The sequence below is a fragment of the Vibrio cyclitrophicus genome (genome assembly GCA_023206055.1).
Taxonomy (GTDB): domain Bacteria; phylum Pseudomonadota; class Gammaproteobacteria; order Enterobacterales; family Vibrionaceae; genus Vibrio; species Vibrio cyclitrophicus_A.
Genome location: CP065366.1, coordinates 2,934,912 through 2,955,106, shown reverse-complemented (window position 1 = coordinate 2,955,106; position 20,195 = coordinate 2,934,912). Strand labels below are relative to the sequence as shown.

Annotated in this window: 21 protein-coding genes and 1 pseudogene; 11 read left to right on the top strand and 11 right to left on the bottom strand. The window is 39.7% G+C overall.

The genetic code is table 11. The features are described from left to right. Positions 1–186: 186 nt before the first annotated feature. The 7 genes from ITG09_12985 to ITG09_12955 form a co-directional block, all read right to left on the bottom strand. Positions 187–1,041 carry a hypothetical protein gene (locus ITG09_12985; protein UPR51603.1) on the bottom strand — a complete coding sequence of 285 codons (855 nt, stop codon included), beginning with the start codon at positions 1,039–1,041 and terminating at the stop codon, positions 187–189. 3 nt (positions 1,042–1,044) lie between these two features. After that, positions 1,045–3,435, bottom strand: a complete 2,391-nt coding sequence (locus ITG09_12980; GenBank protein ID UPR51602.1) for a fimbria/pilus outer membrane usher protein — start codon at positions 3,433–3,435, stop codon at positions 1,045–1,047. A gap of 10 nt (positions 3,436–3,445) precedes the next feature. Beyond that, a complete protein-coding gene (locus tag ITG09_12975; GenBank protein UPR53644.1) occupies positions 3,446–4,126 on the bottom strand; it encodes a molecular chaperone in 681 nt (226 codons plus the stop codon). 90 nt (positions 4,127–4,216) lie between these two features. Beyond that, positions 4,217–4,801: a hypothetical protein gene (locus tag ITG09_12970; protein ID UPR51601.1), complete on the bottom strand. Its 585-nt coding sequence runs from the start codon at positions 4,799–4,801 to the stop codon at positions 4,217–4,219. A gap of 172 nt (positions 4,802–4,973) precedes the next feature. Then, entirely contained in the window at positions 4,974–5,612 is a 639-nt protein-coding gene (locus ITG09_12965) for a response regulator transcription factor (protein ID UPR51600.1), read from the bottom strand. A 237-nt stretch (positions 5,613–5,849) separates the two neighbouring features. Further along, entirely contained in the window at positions 5,850–6,065 is a 216-nt protein-coding gene (locus ITG09_12960) for a DUF2132 domain-containing protein (protein UPR51599.1), read from the bottom strand. A gap of 45 nt (positions 6,066–6,110) precedes the next feature. Next, positions 6,111–7,061 carry a LysR family transcriptional regulator gene (locus ITG09_12955; protein ID UPR51598.1) on the bottom strand — a complete coding sequence of 317 codons (951 nt, stop codon included), beginning with the start codon at positions 7,059–7,061 and terminating at the stop codon, positions 6,111–6,113. 103 nt (positions 7,062–7,164) lie between these two features. Between ITG09_12955 and ITG09_12950 the strand changes: the two genes are divergently transcribed. Beyond that, entirely contained in the window at positions 7,165–7,371 is a 207-nt protein-coding gene (locus ITG09_12950; protein UPR51597.1) for a DUF1127 domain-containing protein, read from the top strand. A 386-nt stretch (positions 7,372–7,757) separates the two neighbouring features. On the opposite strand, the gene ITG09_12945 is transcribed toward ITG09_12950, so the two are convergent. The 4 genes and pseudogenes from ITG09_12945 to ITG09_12930 form a co-directional block, all read right to left on the bottom strand. Continuing rightward, on the bottom strand, positions 7,758–9,446 hold the full coding sequence (locus ITG09_12945) for an AMP-binding protein (protein UPR51596.1): 1,689 nt from the start codon (positions 9,444–9,446) through the stop codon (positions 7,758–7,760). A 126-nt stretch (positions 9,447–9,572) separates the two neighbouring features. Continuing rightward, positions 9,573–9,682, bottom strand: a pseudogene (locus ITG09_12940) (AraC family transcriptional regulator). 160 nt (positions 9,683–9,842) lie between these two features. Next, positions 9,843–10,529 (bottom strand): transglycosylase SLT domain-containing protein, encoded by a 687-nt coding sequence (locus ITG09_12935; protein UPR51595.1) that lies wholly within the window; start codon positions 10,527–10,529, stop codon positions 9,843–9,845. Positions 10,530–10,630: 101 nt separating this feature from the next. Beyond that, positions 10,631–11,497, bottom strand: coding sequence for a LysR family transcriptional regulator (locus ITG09_12930; protein UPR51594.1), 867 nt, complete (start codon positions 11,495–11,497; stop codon positions 10,631–10,633). A 322-nt stretch (positions 11,498–11,819) separates the two neighbouring features. Here ITG09_12930 and ITG09_12925 point away from each other — a divergent pair, with 322 nt between their 5' ends. Genes ITG09_12925 through ITG09_12880 form a run of 10 tightly spaced genes read left to right on the top strand, consistent with a single transcriptional unit; the run spans position 11,820 to position 20,194 of the window. Further along, positions 11,820–12,041, top strand: coding sequence for a Flp family type IVb pilin (locus ITG09_12925; protein UPR51593.1), 222 nt, complete (start codon positions 11,820–11,822; stop codon positions 12,039–12,041). Between the two features lie 34 nt (positions 12,042–12,075). After that, complete coding sequence (locus tag ITG09_12920; protein ID UPR51592.1) at positions 12,076–12,549, top strand: prepilin peptidase; 474 nt, start codon at positions 12,076–12,078, stop codon at positions 12,547–12,549. After that, positions 12,549–13,370 carry a Flp pilus assembly protein CpaB gene (gene cpaB, locus ITG09_12915; protein UPR51591.1) on the top strand — a complete coding sequence of 274 codons (822 nt, stop codon included), beginning with the start codon at positions 12,549–12,551 and terminating at the stop codon, positions 13,368–13,370. Before ITG09_12920 ends, cpaB begins: the two co-directional genes overlap by 1 nt. Beyond that, on the top strand, positions 13,370–14,731 hold the full coding sequence (locus ITG09_12910; protein ID UPR51590.1) for a pilus assembly protein N-terminal domain-containing protein: 1,362 nt from the start codon (positions 13,370–13,372) through the stop codon (positions 14,729–14,731). Before cpaB ends, ITG09_12910 begins: the two co-directional genes overlap by 1 nt. Continuing rightward, positions 14,728–15,204 (top strand): hypothetical protein, encoded by a 477-nt coding sequence (locus ITG09_12905; protein UPR51589.1) that lies wholly within the window; start codon positions 14,728–14,730, stop codon positions 15,202–15,204. Before ITG09_12910 ends, ITG09_12905 begins: the two co-directional genes overlap by 4 nt. A 2-nt stretch (positions 15,205–15,206) precedes the next feature. Further along, positions 15,207–16,442: a chromosome partitioning protein ParA gene (locus ITG09_12900; GenBank protein ID UPR51588.1), complete on the top strand. Its 1,236-nt coding sequence runs from the start codon at positions 15,207–15,209 to the stop codon at positions 16,440–16,442. Continuing rightward, complete coding sequence (locus ITG09_12895; GenBank protein ID UPR51587.1) at positions 16,439–17,716, top strand: CpaF family protein; 1,278 nt, start codon at positions 16,439–16,441, stop codon at positions 17,714–17,716. Before ITG09_12900 ends, ITG09_12895 begins: the two co-directional genes overlap by 4 nt. Before the next feature lie 2 nt (positions 17,717–17,718). Beyond that, positions 17,719–18,621 carry a type II secretion system F family protein gene (locus tag ITG09_12890; GenBank protein UPR53642.1) on the top strand — a complete coding sequence of 301 codons (903 nt, stop codon included), beginning with the start codon at positions 17,719–17,721 and terminating at the stop codon, positions 18,619–18,621. A 14-nt stretch (positions 18,622–18,635) separates the two neighbouring features. Further along, the gene (locus ITG09_12885; GenBank protein UPR53643.1) at positions 18,636–19,472 is read left to right on the top strand and encodes a type II secretion system F family protein; all 837 of its coding nucleotides are present in this window, start codon (positions 18,636–18,638) and stop codon (positions 19,470–19,472) included. After that, on the top strand, positions 19,469–20,194 hold the full coding sequence (locus ITG09_12880; protein UPR51586.1) for a tetratricopeptide repeat protein: 726 nt from the start codon (positions 19,469–19,471) through the stop codon (positions 20,192–20,194). The genes ITG09_12885 and ITG09_12880 overlap by 4 nt, the downstream gene beginning before the upstream one ends. The last annotated feature ends 1 nt before the right edge of the window (position 20,195 follow it).

Sequence of the window (20,195 nt, the reverse complement as noted above, 5' to 3'; positions counted from 1 at the left end):
TTTATTTTCAATAAAACTAATTCTGCTCTCCTATCTTAAGGGCTTATATCCAAACACTTAAAGTTGCAGTGATGCATTAGTTTCTTTTCTTAGGATAGTGGTAGAGCCATATAAGGCGTTCGTTAAAGTTTGGAAGTATTTTCCGTTGTCCACTGATTAAACCGTAGGTTTCTTCATCACGTGTATCTATGGCATAGCTTTAACTTCAACCGTTATCGTATCTTTATATTTACCCGCTCTCGCAAAGTCGATGTTACCTAGCATTACTTCAAGGGGAACCCCCCAACGCTTGGTTTCATCATTGTTTGAGAAGGTATAAACTGACTTCTGGTTTACCAAGGCGTTGTTAAATCGCAATGTATATGGGATTGAGATATTGCGTTCCGACTGCTGCTTTAACTCTCCATATTTCTGCTTTACGACTAATCTTACATTCGAGTTCGAAATAAGATCAAAATCAGAACGGTATGTGCGGTTAGATTCAAGGTCACCAAGCTGGAAGCGATAACCTGAACTCCCTGAACGTTGAACGTGTGGCGCATTTGGCACTGAGTTGAAAGCTACAAACGCTGGTACTTTGAGTTTAACTTTGGCATTTTTGGTCTCTTGCTTTCTATCTAAGGAAATAGAGGCTTCAAGAAGTCCGTTATAGCTACCAGATGCGGCTACTTTAGCTTCTGGTACCTTTATCCAAAACTTCGTCCTTTGGCTATTATCCAGAGGTAGTTGAAAGCCTTTGCTAGGAAAGTGACTCAATTGACGGAAGTTCTTGTCCAGAATAGTAAGGGGCAAATTCGTTCCAATTGAACTTAAGTAGCTAGATTGTTTACTGTTGACCGATACTAGGGCCATTGGGAATCGACAATTCTGAATATCACGTGACAATTCTAAATAAACAGGAATATAAGCTCCTAAATCTCGCTTAAATTCAACATTGCTTCTGTCGATGTTTAGCATCCACTTGCCATTGCATTCGGCGGCCCAAATTGGTTGAGATAATATGGCTAAACCGAACACTGATATCTTAAGAAAGCGTTTCATGGTTTATCCCTCTTTAATGAGTAAAGTTGGTAGATAAATCAGATTGTCATTGATTTCTGGCACGTTCAATTTTGTTGGGCTAAAGCCATCTATGACGATGGTGTAGTTACCCGGCGCAACGCCTTCCACAACGAACCTACCTGATCGATTAGTGAAAAATTCATACGTTTTCTGTTGTCCAACCAACTGACCTTGGAAGAGTTTTAATGGTTTGTTTTGCCCGATTTCAATCTTACCTATGATGGTTTTCGATGCTGCAGAGCCGATTTTTATTAGATGGCCTGTTTGTGATCCTGGCGTAATGCTGTGCTCGTGGTTGCCAAAGTCATAGCCTATCGGTGCATCTGGCACATCAATGTAGACACTGGACAATTGGTGCCCTCCAGACAACTGAACGGCATTACTGATAGTATAGGTAGATATTGCTTCTGCAGGATCATCTGCAACCGCATTTATTTCTACATCAGAATCTAACGAGTTATGAACGGCAATAATTGCCACTGGACCATTGATGGGACGTGACCAAGCTAAGTTACCGTCAGCTAGAGTAAGCGCTGTACTTGCTCGTAAAGAAGCAGTTTGGTAGCTCGCTGAGTTATCAAATGCTAGGTGAGAAATCTTAGCATCTGTGATAAAACGGTTTGCCACATAATTACCCTCGACAGAGTAAGTTTGAGAGTCGGTCTCGCCTTCAGCAGTCATCGCATAGCCATAACTGCCCGTATAGTCCTCTGATGGGCGTTGAAATTGAGCTCGATAGGTATCTGGTTCATTGGAGTAGGATATATTTGCGTTGTATTCTCCATTGTCAGAGTTCCAGTCCCAATCTGCAGAAAAAGTAAAGCGCGTTTCGTCAATGTTTTCATTTGGGTTCTCTTCTTTCTCTATGCCTGCAGAGAGTGATATATTATAAAATTGCCAAGAAACTTCAGTAGAAGCCTGCCATTGCACTTCTGACTCTTCAAAGTCACGATAGTCACCACTCAGGATTAAACTAAGGTTATCCGTAATACTGAAAACGTAGTTTGAAAAGACGCGGAGCCCAGTATTTGCATCCGTAATCTGCCAAGGCAATGCAAAATAATTGTCTTGATACTCACTTCCAAGACGAAAGTTTGGGGAACCGTAACTGTCTGTTCCCCATAATTGGTGGGAATAATCTAAGCTGTAGATACTACCTGTATCATTACTGGGCTTGTTGTTTTGTGCAGAAGCTCGAACACCTAAATTCCCCCAATCAGAACCAATTGTTGCAATTATGCCGACTTGTTGTCCTTCTGGGTGATACAGAGCGTTTCCGCCAATTGTTAAGGTATCGCTGACACCATAGTCGTAATACCCAGAAGTTACCCATTGCTCGTCGTCATACTTAAAGTTGTTATCTTCAATCGTCGACGTTAAACCAGAGTAGAAGCCAAAATCAGAAATGCCTTCACGTAACAAACGTGAGTTAAAGAACTGGCTATAAACTATGGTATCGGTCCTACCTGATTGATAACTAATATCCAATCGGACGTCATTGGTACCAGAAACGAGAGGCAAGTCGTCAAGTGTATATCGCCCCGGGGGTAAACGAATTTCAGTGAGAAAAACGTCGTTAATATAGACTTCGACATCTGCGCTCTCATTCAATACCAGTGGTTGAGTTCCTCCATTTTGGATATTTCGGGTAGGTTGTAAGTCTTGATACAAACGTTCAAAAGCAATGCCTCCGAGAGGTGTACTAGGAAGGTGTCCAGCACTTGCTTGGGTTACATCACCAAAGGTTAGTCGAAAAGGGGTATTAGGTTCATCAAAGAAAAGACGAGCTTCACCACGATACACATCAGAGTTGATATCGTTACCACCGCTAACAAAACCGGACATGTCAATATTGGCGCCTCGAACGCCACCAATATTGGCTTTTAATAACCACTCACCAAGCCATCTTTGCGTGTCCTCTGTATTTGGGGCGCTGAAAAAGGAGTAGTCCGTACTAGCATTCAGTGTATTTTGCATTGTCCAAAAAGTGCTTTCTGAATATTGAGCCGGTTCATACTTGCTACCAAACGACAGCAAGAACTCAGCTGCAGCCTTTTCATTAATGACTAAATTAATATTTTGATCGGAAGAGTTGAAGGTCGCACTGATGCCCATATGGTTCAGTTGTTCGATCGTAATGTATTCTTCGGGGAAATTTCGTAACGCTGTCAGTGTCTCAGGGTTGACCAGTTTTTGAGTTGACTGAGCAAGCTGTTCCACGTTAATAGAGCCAACAGTCATACCATCAGAATACGCATTCACTTCGCCGATAGTATTTACGCCCCAAGTAAGGGGAAATGGGAATAACCAACTTTGCGCAAACGCGGTTTGTATGGCTGTTACTAATGTGAGGCATAAAATGAGATTCTTCACGAGAGTCTCGTTAATCGATAGTTTTAACAGAAACTTTCTTTGGCTGTCCTAATTCACTTGGTAAAGTGTACTTGACGGTCGTTCCTGGCATTAAATAGGCGCTTGTCTTCTTACTTAATACTTCCCAATCAACTGTTTTGTTTGCTTTACCACCAGAGAAGCTAAACTCCATGCCATTCATGTTCAGTACTCGTTTTCCATCGTTGCGGATAGCGACCTGGCTGTTTTGAACTGTAGTGGTTGGAATCGATTTACTGGATGTGGGGGAGACAAAAACCAAAGTTGCAAACTCTAGTAGCATGGAAATAGAACTGTCGTCATTTTCCTCAACTTTATTTTCTAGTTCAATTTGCGAAAAGACGATACGGTAGGTGACAGTTTGTTTTATTGGCCCTGTTGGCATGTAACGTACGCGGAAAGTCTGAGACTTTTGCCCGTCAATTTTAGCTTGAGGTGGAAGGATGAGAAACTCATCTTCCGATGGTGTTAAAATTTCTTCGCCAGTAGAAAAATCAGTTTGGTAAACATTTACTTCTAGGAGGATTGGCTCTTCTTCCACGTTGGTTACTTTATACAAGCCTTGGGCGTTTCGACCAACATCATCCAGTTCTAAATAAATGGGACTGACTTCGTACGCGAAAAGGATAGAGCTGAACAATAAAGAAAATAGAAGAGTTATAATCCTAGTCATTGATATTTCTCCATAAAATAAACTTGGCTCGATAACCGAGCCAAGTTGTATTTGTCTATAAGACATTATCCATCAACTATCATTCGGTTATTAGCTTGCTGGGCCTGCTGCTGCAAGACTCACTTTGATTTTACCTTCATACTTCCCTGCTTTCGCAAAGCCCGAATCTTCAGGTTGCACATAAATTGGGTGCTTGTTGATTTTGTTGACCAAGTGTTCGCCCAATGATGGAATTGGAGACGCCGTTACTTCCATGCCATGGTCTATTTCAGTGTTCGCCACCGTATCTGAACCAATTCTCACTTCGTAATTAATCTTCTCACCCATATTGTGCTTGGTTACGCCGTCAAGCTGGTAAGCAGTTACTGAAAACTCCAAATCAGTCCCGTAGTTACACCAAGCACGTAAGTTACCTACCAATACTTCTTCGTTGGTATAGCTATTTACCCATGAATCAGTGTGCACTTTGTTTGCTTTACGCAGAACGTTGTTCTTCACGTCTTTTTTACCGATTCGTAGCAGACAGCGTTTTGGAACTCGACCTTCAATTTTAATTGTTTTTTGGTCCGTGTTACTCAGTGTCTTAAAGTCCACAGTATTGTTAAATTGTACCGCAGAAGCGCCAAAAGAAAGTGAAGCGGCTGCTACAGCAGTAGCAAGAAGTAACTTTTTCATAACTCAATCCCTCGTTAGTTGAGATGCATACCCGTGCATCACTTCTAAAGACTACGAGGGAACAGTTAGTCAAACCTCATCACATGGAGTGAAAAATATCGTTTGCATAGGGTGAGTTTAGAATGAGTTTTGTTATATTCCACTGTTCTTGTGATCTTATTGTGGTCGGCTCCTAATTGGAGTTTTTTACCTGAGCAAGAAGTTCATATCTGGATCGTAAGTTTAATTTACGAAGTAAGTTTGATGAGTGAGTTTTCACTGTATTGATACTGACGTGCTGCTGAGATGCAATCTGAGAATTTGAAAGCCCCTTCAGCATCAATGTGCAGGTATCCCTTTCCTTTTTAGTTAACTCTTTGTAATTGATTATATTTTCGCAAGCTGATTCATAATTAGGTTCATTGCTTTGATAGGAAGAAACTAGTTTATTTAACACTGACCTTGGGAACCATATATCTTCTTGATAAACAGATAAAATTGCTTTCGATATAAACTCAAAGTGCTGATCTATTTGCCCTGAAAAGCCTTTCTCTAGCCATACTGTAGATGTATTGTCATTCACATTGACTGCTAACCAAAATTCGTTTCTTTCATGTAGGATAAATCCGTATCTTTTGGGGCATGGCATGGTTTGAATATCAAATAGAACAACCGTTTCAGGTTCGAGTTTCGGTACTTGCATAAAGCATTGTGAATGAGTGATTTGCGCACTAGGAATAGATACTGAAAGTAGGTCTTTTATCACCCTATAGTATGAATTGTTGCGGGTAAGAACATGAATGTCTAACGCGAGTTCAGAATCAACTTCCATGATTGACCTCTCTATTTACTCATACAAAAAATCTTTAATAATCGGTAGGTTAATGAGGAGTTATCCCACTGTGTCTAGTTAAATAATATTAGTATTGATTAAGTATTATTCAATGCAATTGATGTGATATTTGTTTTACCTGTTGATTTTTAAGGTAATATAAGAAAATTTAATGAAATGCGCACCAACGGTTTCATACTTTAGTACCGTAAATGGTGCGTTTGTTAAAGGTGGGGACTAGCTAGTTTTTAGTTGGATGTAAATCTGCTCTACCTTGGTACGAGCCCAATCTGTTTTACGCAAAAACTTTAAGCTCGATTTAATGCTCGGGTCTTTTTTAAAGCAGTTGATGTTCACCATGTAACTCAACTCTTCCCAACCGTAATGTTCAACCAATTCAGTCAGTAGTTTCTGTAGAGTGATACCGTGAAGTGGATTATTATCTTGTGTCATGAGATGTTCTCGCCATTTATTTGAGCTAAGTATACCAGTTTCGCTTTATGAATTATCAGACCATTTTAGTTCGTAATCGGTGTGGATAATCGAAAGCTCTTCTCTACCTGTATCACCAAACAATTTAACCTGAGCCTGCATCCATTCTTCGAAACGCTTTATCTTTTCTCGATGAAAGTAACCTGGGGGCGCACATAAAAAGTAATTATATTTAGGCTTCAGCGCCATATTACCAATTCGCACCAGTTTCTTTTCTTGGAGATAGCGGTGGACCAAGCTGTGCTTAACGAGTGCGACACCTTGAACGGATAGCGCACCTTCTAACACAAAATGTGAGCCATCAAATTGTAATGATGTGCGGCCAGCTTTTACCCCGGCGATTTGTAACCAAAGACTCCAATCCATATCAGGCCAACGGTCTTCAATAAGCTCAGCTTTATGTAGATCGTCGATGTCATAAATACCATGTTTATCTTGATAAATAGGGTGACAAACCGGGTAAATAACCTCGTCCATCAACCAGCGTGATTCGATATTTGGGTAATTTCCATGACCATATCGAACGCAGATATCGATATTAGAATCTTCAAACGTGACTAGCTTATTGGTCGGCTCAATTAACATGGATAGATCAGGGTGGCGATCGCGAAAGTCGCCAATTCTCGGTACTAGCCAATGCTGAGCAAAGGAAGGCACGGTAGAGATCGACAGCTGAGTAGGGCTAGGATCTTGGTTAATTCGCCTCACACCATCTTGAATATGGGCAAAGCCTTTCTTCGCTTGCAGGTACAGTACTTCGCCTTCATGGGTTAATACTATTTTTCGGTGTTGGCGAATAAACAAGTCTGCACCTAACCATTCTTCAAGTTGACGAATTTGTTGGCTGACGGCAGCTGCCGTGACAAACAGCTTTTCAGCGGCAAGTTTAAAACTGCCTGTTTCAGCCGCCGTATAAAAATAGTAGATCCCTTGGAAAGGTGGGGTTCGCTCTCTCACATTAGTTTTCCTTAACTGAATGTCAGTATCTATCGTTTGTCGCGTGTGTGTTGTTGGTCGATTATTGACCATGATAAAGCAGTAAATCAATAGGAGAAAGGTTATGAATACGATAACTGCGCGAACAAATAGTCATCAAGCATTCTTTTCATCATTATCAGTTAAGAAATTCTATTCTAAATTTAGACTTTATTTTCAGAACCGTAGAACGAGAAAGCACCTAGCTGAACTATCGGATCATTTGCTTGAAGATGTTGGTATTACCCGAGAGCAGGCTAATGAAGAGGTGAGGAAAGTATTTTGGGAATAAACAAAATTCACATACGTAACTCTCTATATTTAAAAGGAGTTACGTGAGAAGCGAGTGTGATAAGTGATGTCTAAGCTATCTTTGCAAAGCCAAAGTTAGCTCCTAGATACTTCTGAAACCTCTTCATGCAACCATTCAGTAAATGCCTTAATACGCTCTTCTCTCGGGGAGTTAGGATCAAAGCATGGGTTGACTTGAACGCCAGGTGTCATACTTATATCAAAGGCATCTATTTCCATCCAACTTGTTGGCTCGTAATCGTTAAGTCATCTAATGAGAAATGACGTCGGTTTAGATTGCAAGAGTAGTGATTCTGTTGATTATGCTAAGTACTTATAATTTGAGCTTACAAAAAAGGAGCCATAATGGCTCCCTCTCGATTTTGACTATTCTTCCCAAACCACTAATTTATCTTTCGGCCAGTTATGACCGACTTCATGGTATTTCTGCTCAAGAATATGTCGCTTTATCTTGAGGGTTGGGGTGAGCACACCATTATCAATGCTCCACGGTTCCTTAATCATCAGTACGCCTTTGATCTTCTCATGCGAGGCTAACTGTTCGTTCATTTTTTCAATGACACGTTTACTTGTTCTTTCATAACGAGCACGATCAAAATTAGGGAAGTCATGCGGTACTACGAGTAGGATCGGGCCCGGTAAGCCTAAGCCGATCAAACACATCATTTCTACACGGCTGTACTCAAAGAGTTTGTTTTCGATTGGCACGGGAGCCACAAACTTACCTTTAGAGGTTTTAAAGGTATCTTTCTTACGTCCACGAATCGTTAGATAACCTTCACTATCGATATCACCGATATCACCGGTATGAAGCCAACCATCCGAGTTAAAAGACTCTTGGGTTGCTATGTCATTTTTGTAATAACCAGAGAACATACCTTTGCTTCGAACCAAAATTTCTTCATCTTCTGCAATTTTGAGCTCGATGCCCGGGCCAGCATTACCTACAGTACCAATTTTGTCGGCTCTAAACGGGTGGTTAATCGTGCTGTAGGCGAAAGACTCTGTCATGCCCCATGCCTCGGTAATGTGCAGGCCAACACTCTCATACCATGCGAGTAGAGCAGGTGATACAGGTGCAGAACCACATCCAAGAACGCGAGCTTGGTCTAACCCTAAACCATCAGCAAGCTTCTTCTTAATGATGTTGTTGATAAACGGAATCTTAAGCAAGAAGTTCAGTTTCTTCTGTGGCAATTTGTCTTGGATTCGCTGCTGGAATAGAGTCCATAAGCGAGGAACTGAAATAAACAGTGTAGGGCGATGCATTTTCACATCATCAATAAAGGTGTCTAAAGATTCAGGGAAAGCCGTAACCACGCCCCCCATTACTGAAGAACCAAAGATGTAAACGCGTTCTGTAATATGAGCAAGCGGTAGGTAAGAAAACAGGCGATCGCCAGGTTGGATTCCAATATGGTCAATTAACCTTTGAACAGACCAAGTAAACGCGCCGTATGTGAGCATTGCGCCTTTTGGTAACCCTGATGTACCCGATGTATAAACAAGTGACATCAGCTTATCGTCGTGATGCTGAGGTCGTTTGGTTGATGGTTCATGTGTCTCTATGAGCTGCTCAAATGTGTGTTGGCACTTCGCAGCGGTATCGTAGGGCAGTGAGATACTGGTTAGACTCGGGTTATCATCGAGTACTTTTTGAGTGGCTTTAGGATCGTCAAGCTTACCCGCAATCACAATTTTACTTTCACTGTGTTCAATACAGTATTGAATGGTATCTGCACCTGCTGTTGGAAAGATTGGGACGCTGACAAAATCTCCTAACATCATGGCAAGATCGCAGATGAACCATTCTGCACAGTTTTTCGATACGAGAGCGACTCGATCGCCAGGTTGGGCTCCGAGTCCTTCTAATGCTGACGCCAATTTCAGTGCTTTGTCGGCTACTTCTTTATAAGTAAATTCGACAAATTGGCGGTTAATAATCTGTTTCAAATAGACTTCATCTGGGCGTTCTTCTGCCCATTTTAAAATCATGTCATTGGGTGTAGGGAGAGCTGTTGCTTGTTCTTGGCTAAACTCGTTAGGCTGAATCATTGTCTAACTCCATGTTTTTCGCTAAGTTATTTTTGGTTATTTTTGTTAAAATCATGTTAAATGTACCATGATTTTTTCTTTTAGGGAGTAAAATTAGCGTTTTCTGTTATCTGTGCAGGCACGTCTTTAGCTTGCAGGGGTTACGCCTGTCCTTTTCTTTAAAATTCTTGAAAAATACGACACATCCTTGTGGCCAAATTGATAAAAATTACAGCTATCTTTGATTCGGTAGCCGCCACGTTATTGCGCTAAATTGTCATAGATAAATCCGATCAGTATGAGTCCACAGTTTGTTGTAAGAGATGATAGAAACAGCCTTGCGATTCACAGAGTTTCCATCAATTCAAACTTTAGGTTAGAAATTTAATGAACGCCATCGCCATATAAGAATATATATCAGTTGAGTAAGGCTCGGTATTGCTTGTTTAATTTGTACACTTTTGCTACGTAAGTTCTTGTTTCTGCTATACGCAATTGTGTGGTCAGCATTATGTATAACTCATCATCTGATAATTTATTGATATTTTTTGCGAATGTGTTGAGATTTTTATCACCGAAGGAGTATTTCATTAGATTAGACAAGCCACAGTTATAAGAAGCAATTGCTAGCAGTCTTCTTGCGTTAGTGGAGCGAATGTTGTTGAGATACTTTGTCTCCAATAGATGTAAATAAGCGGTCCCTACATCAATATTGAATTCAGGAATAAAGAGGTCTTGCGCTCTGATAGGCCTATTGTCATAAAGTTCGCGTGATACTTCAGCAGCGCCACCATTAACAAGAATTTGCATTAATCCGATAGCTGAGGCATGGGAAACAACATTTGGATCAAAGAAACTTTCAGCGTGTATCATAGCAATGATTAATGATGCTGGAATTTTCCACTTTGTCGCAGAGTGTTCGATGTGAGTTTGATATATTAGATATTTATTGCTGACGCTGTCAGTAATTGGTAGAGATAGAAGTACTGGTGGGGTAGTTTGGGAAGCTCGTATTTCTTGTATTTCTTTGCTTTTTGGAACCACAATTCGCTGCAATCTTTGATTTTCTTGCAGTTCTTCATAAGAGGCTAGAGAGTCTCTCATATAAGTCACTTTCGCTGAGAGCTCACTAATAAAACCAATAATTACCAGTGAAACTGCAAAACAGAAATATTTCATATTTTAATAGAGCAGTTGTTCGTTGTTCATAGGTGGTAGGTGCTCCTTAGTTTGTTGTGAATCCACTGATGATATTTACCAAACTCACTGTGTAATGGCCAGATCATTGATGCATATATTTGCTTACCAAACAATTGTGTATCACTCGGTATTTTTACTAATTGGTTTATTTCTGATTTGGTTTCAATAATATGCTGTGGAAGTAGGGCTATCCCTTTCCCCGCACTACAGAGCTCAAGGATAGTACTAATATCATCCAGCACCCAAATGTTATGACTTGAAATAATAGAGAAATCAATAATATCTTTATAACCATCAAGCAGTAGTAATCGATTTTTTTGTGAATTAAAGTTTGAGTTTTTAACAATCTCTTTACTCGCAACCCAAATGCAATTAACTAAAAATAGCTCTTCTATATTAAAATCATAGATGGTTTTGTGATAGGGATTTCCTATCGCTATATCAATTTTGTTTCGATTTATATAATCACCTAGAATATAGCTTGGCTTTGTAACAACCTTTATTTCGACTTCGGGGAACTCCTCTGAAAATTCAATAAGAGCACTCCTAACATTTGAGTTTAGCATTAGTAGATCAATTCCAACTTTTATTTTAGTTAGATTTGAATTTGATAAATTGTTGGCAATGTTATTTAGCTCTTGATGTTTGAAAATTATTGGTGTGGCTAACGCGTATATTTTCTTTCCTTTATCAGTTAGAGTTATCGTATGATTCCCTCTATCTAGGAGCAAATACCCTAAATCTTGTTCTAGATTTTTTATCGCTCCACTAATCGTTGATTGCGATTTACCTAATTTCCTCGCGGCACAGCTAAACGAACCTTCAGAGGCAACTGTATGAAATGAGATTAAGTTGTCTAAAGTGAGCTTCATACTCCCTCCTACAGACCATACACCATAAGTATTAGGCTAATACTAATAGGCAGCTTTAACACTATTTGAAAGAAAAGTGTGACTTTCATCACACTACAACCTTAGGCGTAGTTAACTTGATTTTCAAAGAGAAATATAAATTTAACAGCAAAAATTCTTATTAATTAAATAGATAAGCAATATAAATAAAATAACCCCTTCAAATTTATGTGTATTTTCTAAATACACATCGGGGAAACCGATAGTATCTGAATGTGAGAATGTGATCTGATTACTAAGATCTAATTGCTTTGCACTAGAAGCATGAAAAAAGGATGGCATCATGATTACTAAATTTTACGTATATACGACAAACTTTATTGCTGATCTAAGAAAAGATGAGAGAGGTGTGACAGCTATTGAATATGGTTTAATTGCTATTGCAATGGCTGTGTTGTTAGTTACAGCTTTTTACAGCAACGATGGCTTCGTTGATGATCTAGCTCTTGGTTTCAAAAATTTGGGTAAAGAGTTAGGGCAAGAAGCTGCATTGATTAAAGAATAATTGACCTAATATTAGTCCTTAATAACGTTTATTTATGGGACAGATTCGATACACAGAGCACATGCTTTTGTGCTCTTTATTATTGTTGCTTTCATATGTTGTATTTTCAGACTTGAAGTACCGTCGGATTAGCAATAAAACAGTTGGGTGTGCTTTATTTATATCAATATTAATCGGTCATAATCATTTCTCTATTGATTTTTTTTACTCATTAGCATTTTTGTATTGTGTACTTTTGATTATATATGCTTTCAAAGTGATCGGTGGCGGAGATATTAAACTAATGGGAGCATTGAGTTTAGCAACTCCCCCGAGTTTTTGGCCTTATACATATGTAGTCATAGCCGTTATTGGGGGGTTGTTAGCACTCATCTATTTGATTCTAAAAATTATAGATAATCGATTTCAATTAGGACTGATTAAGTTTGCCGGGATTCCGTATGGTATAGCAATATCTTTCGGATTTGTCTTTTCGATAATGCAGTACATCTATGTGGGAGAAATGTAATGCGTTCCAGATTAGCCATTATCATTGCTTTAATTGCAATAGGTTTAGGGGTGTACGGTTTAATATTAAATCCAAGCGATAATCAAACCAAAGAGACTGTTACCTCACCTACAAAAGAAGATGTTTACGTCCAAGTTTGGCGTGCAAAGACAGATCTGGATAGAGGGAAACCTCTGTCTTCAGAGCAGGTCGTGCGAGAGCAGATCTTGCTAGATTTGGCTTTAGAAAAAGGTGTACGCTCAGATATTGAACTCGACTTTTCACCCTCTACTCTACTTAACCGAAATATAATTGCCGGCAGTTTAGTTATGCCCGAATTTCAAGTGGCAAAAGGCAATTCAGGCTATATAGATTTGTTGATTTCTGATGGAAAAGAGCCTTTTCCTCTCCAAGTGAGCCGTGAGAATTTGGTCGCCGGTTATATTAGACCCGGAGTTTTTGTAGACATACTCGCGATAAGCTCTCCTCAAGATAACCTCTCCGTAGAAGAAGCCACAATTGAATATACAGGGGTTCATGCAAAACATTTATTAAGAAATGCAAAAGTACTGGGTGTAGAGCAAAACGAAGAAAATGACTCTTTGATCAGAGCTGATACCCAAGCAAGTCAAGAAGACGCCATTATTATAATTTTGGAGATTGATCCTAAAGATATTGCTCGACTTTCGATAGCTGAGAAAACAATGCACCTTGAAGTATATCGTTCTTATGAATACGAAGAGCCTGTCCAAGCTAACGTAAGAAATGTTATTGAAAATTACAGTGGAGTCGCAGAGCTAAGAGGGGCGAGTCGTTTATCTAATCAAGGAGATGAACTCTAATGAAAACAGAAAAACTCTTAGAGTTATTAACTCAGTTCTGCTTGATGCTGTTATGTATATCGCTTTCACTCAGCGCGAATGCGGAAACTTATATAACCCAAAATGACGGTCACCATATTCGAGTTGGCGAGCCAATATCAACGGTTTTCATTAGTGCTCCTGATATAGCTGATTACAACGTAGTAGACGAAAATACAGTTGTTATATTTGCTAAGGAGATAGGTCAATCAAAGATAATTATTTATGGAGAAGGTAAGAAGATTCTGCTTTCTGACCGTATCGTTGTCGATATTGACTTGAGTCATGTGCGAAGACAGTTACGTGCTTTCTACCCAAATCTTGATATAAAAATAGAATCTATTGGTGAACAGGTAGTTGTTAGTGGCGTCGTAAATAGTGAGGAAGAGCGTGACAATATATACCGCTTAATCGCCACGATGCTATCTAGGGATAAGGTAGCTCGTTATGAAGATACTCAGCAATTTACGTATGAGAATGAAACTATCTCTGTACCAGAGTCTGAATCACTCATATTTGCAAGAAACATGACGTGGGACGGGATCATTGAACAACTGCAAGTCGCTGCTGTTCAACAGGTTAATGTGAAAATTTCGGTGGCTCAAGTAACCGAAACCTTTGGGCAAACAATTGGTGTTGATTGGTCAAGTGTTGGGGCTAACGTGGGAGAGTTTTTATTCCAACAATTTGATGCTGCTGATTTGACAACAGTTATTACAGCTTTAGGGAACGAAAATATAGCTCAAATCCTAGCTGAGCCAAACTTAACGGTTGTTTCCGGAGAGTCTGCGAGTTTCCTAGTTGGTGGTGAGATACCGGTTATTGTTGCTACTGGTGACGCTATTAACATCACTTTCCGTGAATATGGTGTTCGTCTTGGGCTTACTGCAAAGGTACATAGCGACGAAAGGATTCGCATGCAACTTATGCCTGAAGTCAGTGAAGTTGAACGTTATATTCAAGCTGCAGGTATTGAAGTCCCACAACTAGCTACGCGACGCGCAATGACAACTGTTGAGTTAGGAGATGGTGATAGTTTTGTCTTGGGCGGTTTAATGAGTAGTTCTGACTTAGAAGAGCTACAGAAAACACCATTGCTCGGCGACATTCCACTGCTTGGAGCTGCATTCAGAAAATCAAATACGGATCGTCGTCGTACCGAATTGATCATTGTGGCAACCGTTAATTTAGTGAAGCCATTAAAGAGTAAAGACGTTCAAATTCCACAAATACAGCGCACATCGACTTTTTACCGTTGGTTAAATATTGGGGACCCGACTCCGGCCATCAAAGGGAATGAGCCGGCAATTGAGTTACTTTCTGAAGGAGGGTTTATCCGATGAGACATTGTTTATTTGCTGTTTTATTTATGTTGCTGCTCTCTGGTTGTACTGAACGTTACTTCAATGGAAAAGGCGCGGAATATTTGGTTTACCCAGAAACGCACACTTATACCTTCACTGTGATGTCATTGAGAGAGACGCAGGCACAACTTGTAGATTTGTTGCAAAAAGTGCAAGAGATAGATTCTGGAGCTTCTTACCTTTTCGAATATCGCACCAACAAAGGCAAGAAAGTTGTTAGCAAAGCGATTGCTGACTTTCCTACTCTTGCTGTCGTGGCTGAGTCATTTGCAATTAAAAGAAACGATAATCAGAGTAAAGATCTTAAAGTCACGATTACTTATCACACCTTAATGACTCAAAAGTGTGATATTCCCCAAATAGAAGGCTCGGAATTTAGCCGTAATTGTTTCTCTGAGGCAGCGAGAGTTCGTCAGGTCGCTCACAAGGAAAGATTGGTAGAGGGAATCTAGTTATGTTTGATCTCGTCAAAAATATAAAAGACACAACACCTCAGGTTGTTGAGCTAACGAATGGCCCTGCTGGTTGTGCTCTGATTTATCAATCAAAAGAATGCTCAGATTTAGTCAAAGAGATGTTTCAATTTGAAGGATGGAATGAGCCACACTGTATTAAGAGGGAAGCCTTATCTCCCAAGTTCTATTCTGAACAAACGGATAATATCGTCATACTCGATCTAACAGAATCCCAAGATATTTTGGTCGATGCTCAAGATATTGCTAGTAAATTGCCAACACGAAAAGGGGTAATTGTCATTGGTGGGCAAGACTCTATTTCGACTCTTAGAGATCTAAAAGAGATGGGCTTTTATTACTTACTTTGGCCGATAAATAAGCTCGAATTCTCTGATTTTGTTATGAATGTACATAAGAACTTGGAGACATACACCGGAGTTAGTAAAAAGCGCAAAGCTAAGCGAGTAGCTGTTGTTGGTAGTAAGGGAGGGATTGGTACTTCCTTCATCACTGCTGAGCTAGGTTCAAAATTATCATCGCAAAATATTGACACTATTTTGGTCGATCACCAATACAGCGATTCGAATATTGATGTGTTAATGGGTCTAGAAGACTTTCGTTCAAAAGCAATTGATGAGTTTGCTGTGCCTATTCATGAGTTAGATACCGAAGGTGCGCTATCATATTTGACCAAGGTTCGTAAATCATTTCGCTTACTTGCTCTTCAAGGGGAGAGTAAGCAAGACAAAATATTTAATTACAACCAAATATTATGCGAGTTGATGAGCCGAAATACCAACTTCATTATCGAAGACTTTTCGGGCAGCATAGATTTCAGAGTTGATCCTCAACTACTCGTGGAAACTTATGATGTTGTTGTCGTGGTTTTTGAGCCTTCAGTTTCTTCTATTCGCAATGCAAAATCTCTCCTAGAAGCGCTAGAGCAAAAACAGATATCAATCGGTAAGCGAATCCGAGTCGTTACTTTTGCCAATCATCATCGACCAGAAAGTACATTCGTTATAGAGCAATCTGACCTAGATAAATATCTTGGTGCGAAAGTCGATCTTAATATGGTGTACTGCAAGAAGCTTTCTCATTTGCTGATTGAAGGTAAGCGTGCTCATAAGCATGAACGAAGTGTCAATAATGCGATTGAAGAACTGACAAGCCTAATTAACGGACAAAGCTCTGGCAAGCCACATGGCTGGTTATCTCGATTGGTGGGTAGATGAGTTCTAATAAAGAGATTTATTCGTCATTTCGGATGCAGATCTTTGAGGCTCTAGATGTTGAGGCGATTCAAGGCATATCTCGCAGTGAGCTGGAAGTTCAAGTCAAAAGTGCAGTCGATGTACTTGCTCAAAGTTATGAACGTCCCGTAACCACGATGATGCGTTCTAGTATTGTCAAAAGTATGCTGGATGAGTTGTTTGGCTTAGGGCCAATTCAACCATTGGTCGATGATAACGCGATCACAGATATTATGGTTAATGGACCAAATAACGTTTTCTTTGAGAAACACGGTAAGATTGAGCGTTCGGATATTACTTTTGTCGATGAAGCTCAACTTTTAAATATCGCTAAGCAGATCGCTTCGCGCGTTGGTCGACGTGTCGACGAGCTTTCTCCTACCGTAGATGCCCGCTTAGCCGATGGAAGCCGGGTTAATATTGTCATCCCTCCAATTGCTCTTGATGGCACTACGATATCGATTCGGAAGTTTAGAGAGCAAAATATTGATCTAGAATCGTTGGTAGAATTTGATTCGATGTCATTTGATATGGCGAGAGTGCTCTCAATCGCGTCGCGATGTCGACTTAATATACTTATTTCAGGAGGGACAGGGTCTGGCAAGACAACATTACTTAATGCGCTGTCACAATACATCAGTGATGATGAGCGTATTGTCACTATTGAGGATGCTGCGGAACTTCGTTTAGAACAACCTAACCTTGTTCGCTTAGAAACGAGAGTTGAGAGTATTGAAAGCACGGGCTTAGTGACGCAGCGAGATTTGGTTATTAATGCTCTGCGGATGCGACCCGATAGAATAATTCTTGGGGAGTGTCGTGGCTCGGAAGCATTTGAGATGTTACAGGCGATGAACACGGGTCATGAAGGCTCGATGTCAACGTTGCACTCCAATTCTCCTAGAGATGCCATTGGTCGTGTTGAATCTATGGTGATGATGGCAAACCTAAACCAACCGCTAGATGCGATTAGACGGGCAATCGTTAGTGCGATCGAAGTGATTGTTCAGGTTAATAGACTGAGAGACGGAACGAGAAAGGTAACCAGCATATCAGAAATTGTCGGCCTAGAGGGTGACAGTGTTGTGATGGAAGAAATTTTTGCTTTTCAGTATGACGAGGTCAATTACGGGGAGGTAGTTAGAGGTAAGTTTGTAACTGAGGGGATAATGCAACGGTCACAACTGGTTAAAAAGGCACATTTCTATGGGCTATATGATGAGTTGATGCAGTCATTTAGAGGTGAGGGGTCATGAATATATTATGGCTATCTCTCATACTGTTTGGTCTTGCGTGCTTTTTACTTATCCCGAGTAAAAAAGGTAAAGTCAAAAACTATTTCCCTGCAGCTCAAGCAGATGAAGAGGGTATCGATGCGATTAATTTTCAATCTCTTATTGGGAAAAAACGCTGGTCTGAATTTAAACATGATCTTTCCCCCACGATAGAGGTACTTGGTCCAAGAGGTCACCTCATTTCGATTGTATATGTCATTATATCTGTGTGGGTTTCCTACCTTATTATCTTTAACTTCTTAACCTTAAACTCTTATCTCTACCTTGCCTTGCTGGCCTGCTTCTTGATTTTTACCGGTTATCAATACTTGAAAAATAAAAGACGTCGAAATTTCGAGCAAACGTTTCCTGATGCACTAAATATTCTTATGAGTGCGGTAACTGCTGGGGAAAGTTTAATGCAGGCATTTTGTTTTGTTGGTGACAATATGTCAGGAGAGATCGGTAGGCAGTTTAAAGATATGGGTGAGCGTTTGAAATTAGGTGAGAATGCGGAGCATGTTCTCAAGCGATCATGTCGCGCATTTCCTTATCCTGAATATATATTTTTTACTATTACTATACGAGCTAATTTGAGTCGCGGTGGTCAGCTCAAAGGTGTATTGGCTAGGTTGATTCGAGTCCTTGTTGATGCACGGACAATGGAGATGAAAAAAATGGCCATGACTTCTGAGGCTAGAATTTCAGCTAAAGTGGTTGCCGCAATCCCCATCATTTTTGTGTTGATAATAAGTCAAATACATCCAGCTAATATCGATTTTATTTTAAACGATCCAGCGGGTCGATGGATTTTATATTATGTAGTCGGTAGTGAAGTCTTGGGGTTATTCATTGTTTGGCTATTAGTTAAGAGGGTCAAGTTATGATTACCTACGGAATTATGGCTATGGTCATCATACTTTTAGTGCTTTTTATTGATTTGTATTTTGTTAGCCGAAAGAAAAAGCGAATGGATAGATTCTTTGGATTAAACAAGAGAAAAGATAACACACATAAAGTGGGAAGCTTCCTTGTTAAATTTGGCAAGGAGAATCGTAAAGAACTGGAGCAAAAGCTCAAAGATGCGGGATTTCATACGAAAGGACTCGCTGTTCTTTACTTCCCGTTTAAAATAGTTTTGATCGCAATTTATACCATCTATTTACTTTGGTTAAATATAACTTTAATGAACTTGGCCTTATATGGATGTCTAGGGATATTAACGATTGTAATTTTACCCGATATGATACTTGATTTAAGAAAGAAAATAGTAGTTAAAAGAATATCAAAAAACCTACCGTATTTATTAGACATGATGGCTGTTTGTGTCCAAACAGGAATGACAATAGAAGCTTCATTTGCTTATTTAGCTAAAGAACTTCAAGGATTTGATAGAAACTTATGTTACCAAGTTAAAATTACCGCCGATTCCGGGAAGATCAAAGGAATTGAAAGAGCGCTTAACGACTTATCAAATAGGCTTCCTGCCCCCGAGGTTTCTAGCTTTGTTTTAACTATTATTCAAAATATACAGTATGGTTCTTCTGTGGCAAATATATTGGCTGATCTTGCGGAAGATATGCGAAAGATGCAATTACTTAATATAGAAGAAAAAATGGGTAAGTTATCGGCAAAAATGAGTATCCCTCTCATTTTGTTAATCATGTTCCCTATTGTGATACTTATTTTAGCTCCGGGTGTATCACAGATGGATTTTGATTTAGGGGGGCAATTATGAATATTATAAAAGTTATTGTTCTATTAATATCATTGGCTCTTATAGGTTGCGCATCCAACCCATCACAACCGACTAGCGATGGCTATGCAGATATAGAGAGCTTGAAGAAAATAGGTAACTATGAAGGTTTGGTTGATGCTTATAAACGAGAGCTTGTTCAAGCCCCTAATGACATAAATGTTATGCAATCTTTGGCGTTGGCCTACTTTGAACTTGGAGATGTCGAATCCGCTCGGTTTTACGCTGATTACTTGATGAATCAAGGTGTTGTAAATAAAGATCTACTGCAATTGAGAGGGGAGATATACCACCACGATGGTTTAGACAATTTGGCGGTAGATAGTTTTAGAAAGTCTGTTGAGATAGGTAATGAAAGCTCTGATGTCCAAATGATGATGGGTATTTCTTATTGTATGCTTGGAAGATACCCTCACGCTGAAAATGCTTTTAATAGAGCTAGAATGAAAGGCTATGATGATATTGCGGTTAAAAATAACTTAGCCATGGTTAAGTTTGCCGAAAATAAATATTCAGATGTAGTAAAAATTCTCTCTCCTGTTTACAACAGAAACCCTGCAAACAAAAAAGTCAGAGCTAATTTAGCTATCGCATTTATTAAATTAGGCGATATGCAAAGCGCTGAGAAGTTACTCGGTGAAGATTATTCACAAAGAGAGCTACAACAAATAGCTAGAGTGATCTCCCCGCTCAATTTAGAGTAGG

Coding starts and splice junctions, on each gene's coding strand:
- ITG09_12985 (UPR51603.1), bottom strand. CDS start 1,041: ATGAAACGCTTTCTTAAGATATCAGTGTTCGGTTTAGCCATATTATCT.
- ITG09_12975 (UPR53644.1), bottom strand. CDS start 4,126: ATGACTAGGATTATAACTCTTCTATTTTCTTTATTGTTCAGCTCTATC.
- ITG09_12970 (UPR51601.1), bottom strand. CDS start 4,801: ATGAAAAAGTTACTTCTTGCTACTGCTGTAGCAGCCGCTTCACTTTCT.
- ITG09_12965 (UPR51600.1), bottom strand. CDS start 5,612: ATGGAAGTTGATTCTGAACTCGCGTTAGACATTCATGTTCTTACCCGC.
- ITG09_12960 (UPR51599.1), bottom strand. CDS start 6,065: ATGACACAAGATAATAATCCACTTCACGGTATCACTCTACAGAAACTA.
- ITG09_12950 (UPR51597.1), top strand. CDS start 7,165: ATGAATACGATAACTGCGCGAACAAATAGTCATCAAGCATTCTTTTCA.
- ITG09_12945 (UPR51596.1), bottom strand. CDS start 9,446: ATGATTCAGCCTAACGAGTTTAGCCAAGAACAAGCAACAGCTCTCCCT.
- ITG09_12935 (UPR51595.1), bottom strand. CDS start 10,529: ATGAGAGACTCTCTAGCCTCTTATGAAGAACTGCAAGAAAATCAAAGA.
- ITG09_12930 (UPR51594.1), bottom strand. CDS start 11,497: ATGAAGCTCACTTTAGACAACTTAATCTCATTTCATACAGTTGCCTCT.
- ITG09_12925 (UPR51593.1), top strand. CDS start 11,820: ATGATTACTAAATTTTACGTATATACGACAAACTTTATTGCTGATCTA.
- ITG09_12920 (UPR51592.1), top strand. CDS start 12,076: ATGGGACAGATTCGATACACAGAGCACATGCTTTTGTGCTCTTTATTA.
- cpaB (UPR51591.1), top strand. CDS start 12,549: ATGCGTTCCAGATTAGCCATTATCATTGCTTTAATTGCAATAGGTTTA.
- ITG09_12910 (UPR51590.1), top strand. CDS start 13,370: ATGAAAACAGAAAAACTCTTAGAGTTATTAACTCAGTTCTGCTTGATG.
- ITG09_12905 (UPR51589.1), top strand. CDS start 14,728: ATGAGACATTGTTTATTTGCTGTTTTATTTATGTTGCTGCTCTCTGGT.
- ITG09_12900 (UPR51588.1), top strand. CDS start 15,207: ATGTTTGATCTCGTCAAAAATATAAAAGACACAACACCTCAGGTTGTT.
- ITG09_12895 (UPR51587.1), top strand. CDS start 16,439: ATGAGTTCTAATAAAGAGATTTATTCGTCATTTCGGATGCAGATCTTT.
- ITG09_12885 (UPR53643.1), top strand. CDS start 18,636: ATGGCTATGGTCATCATACTTTTAGTGCTTTTTATTGATTTGTATTTT.
- ITG09_12880 (UPR51586.1), top strand. CDS start 19,469: ATGAATATTATAAAAGTTATTGTTCTATTAATATCATTGGCTCTTATA.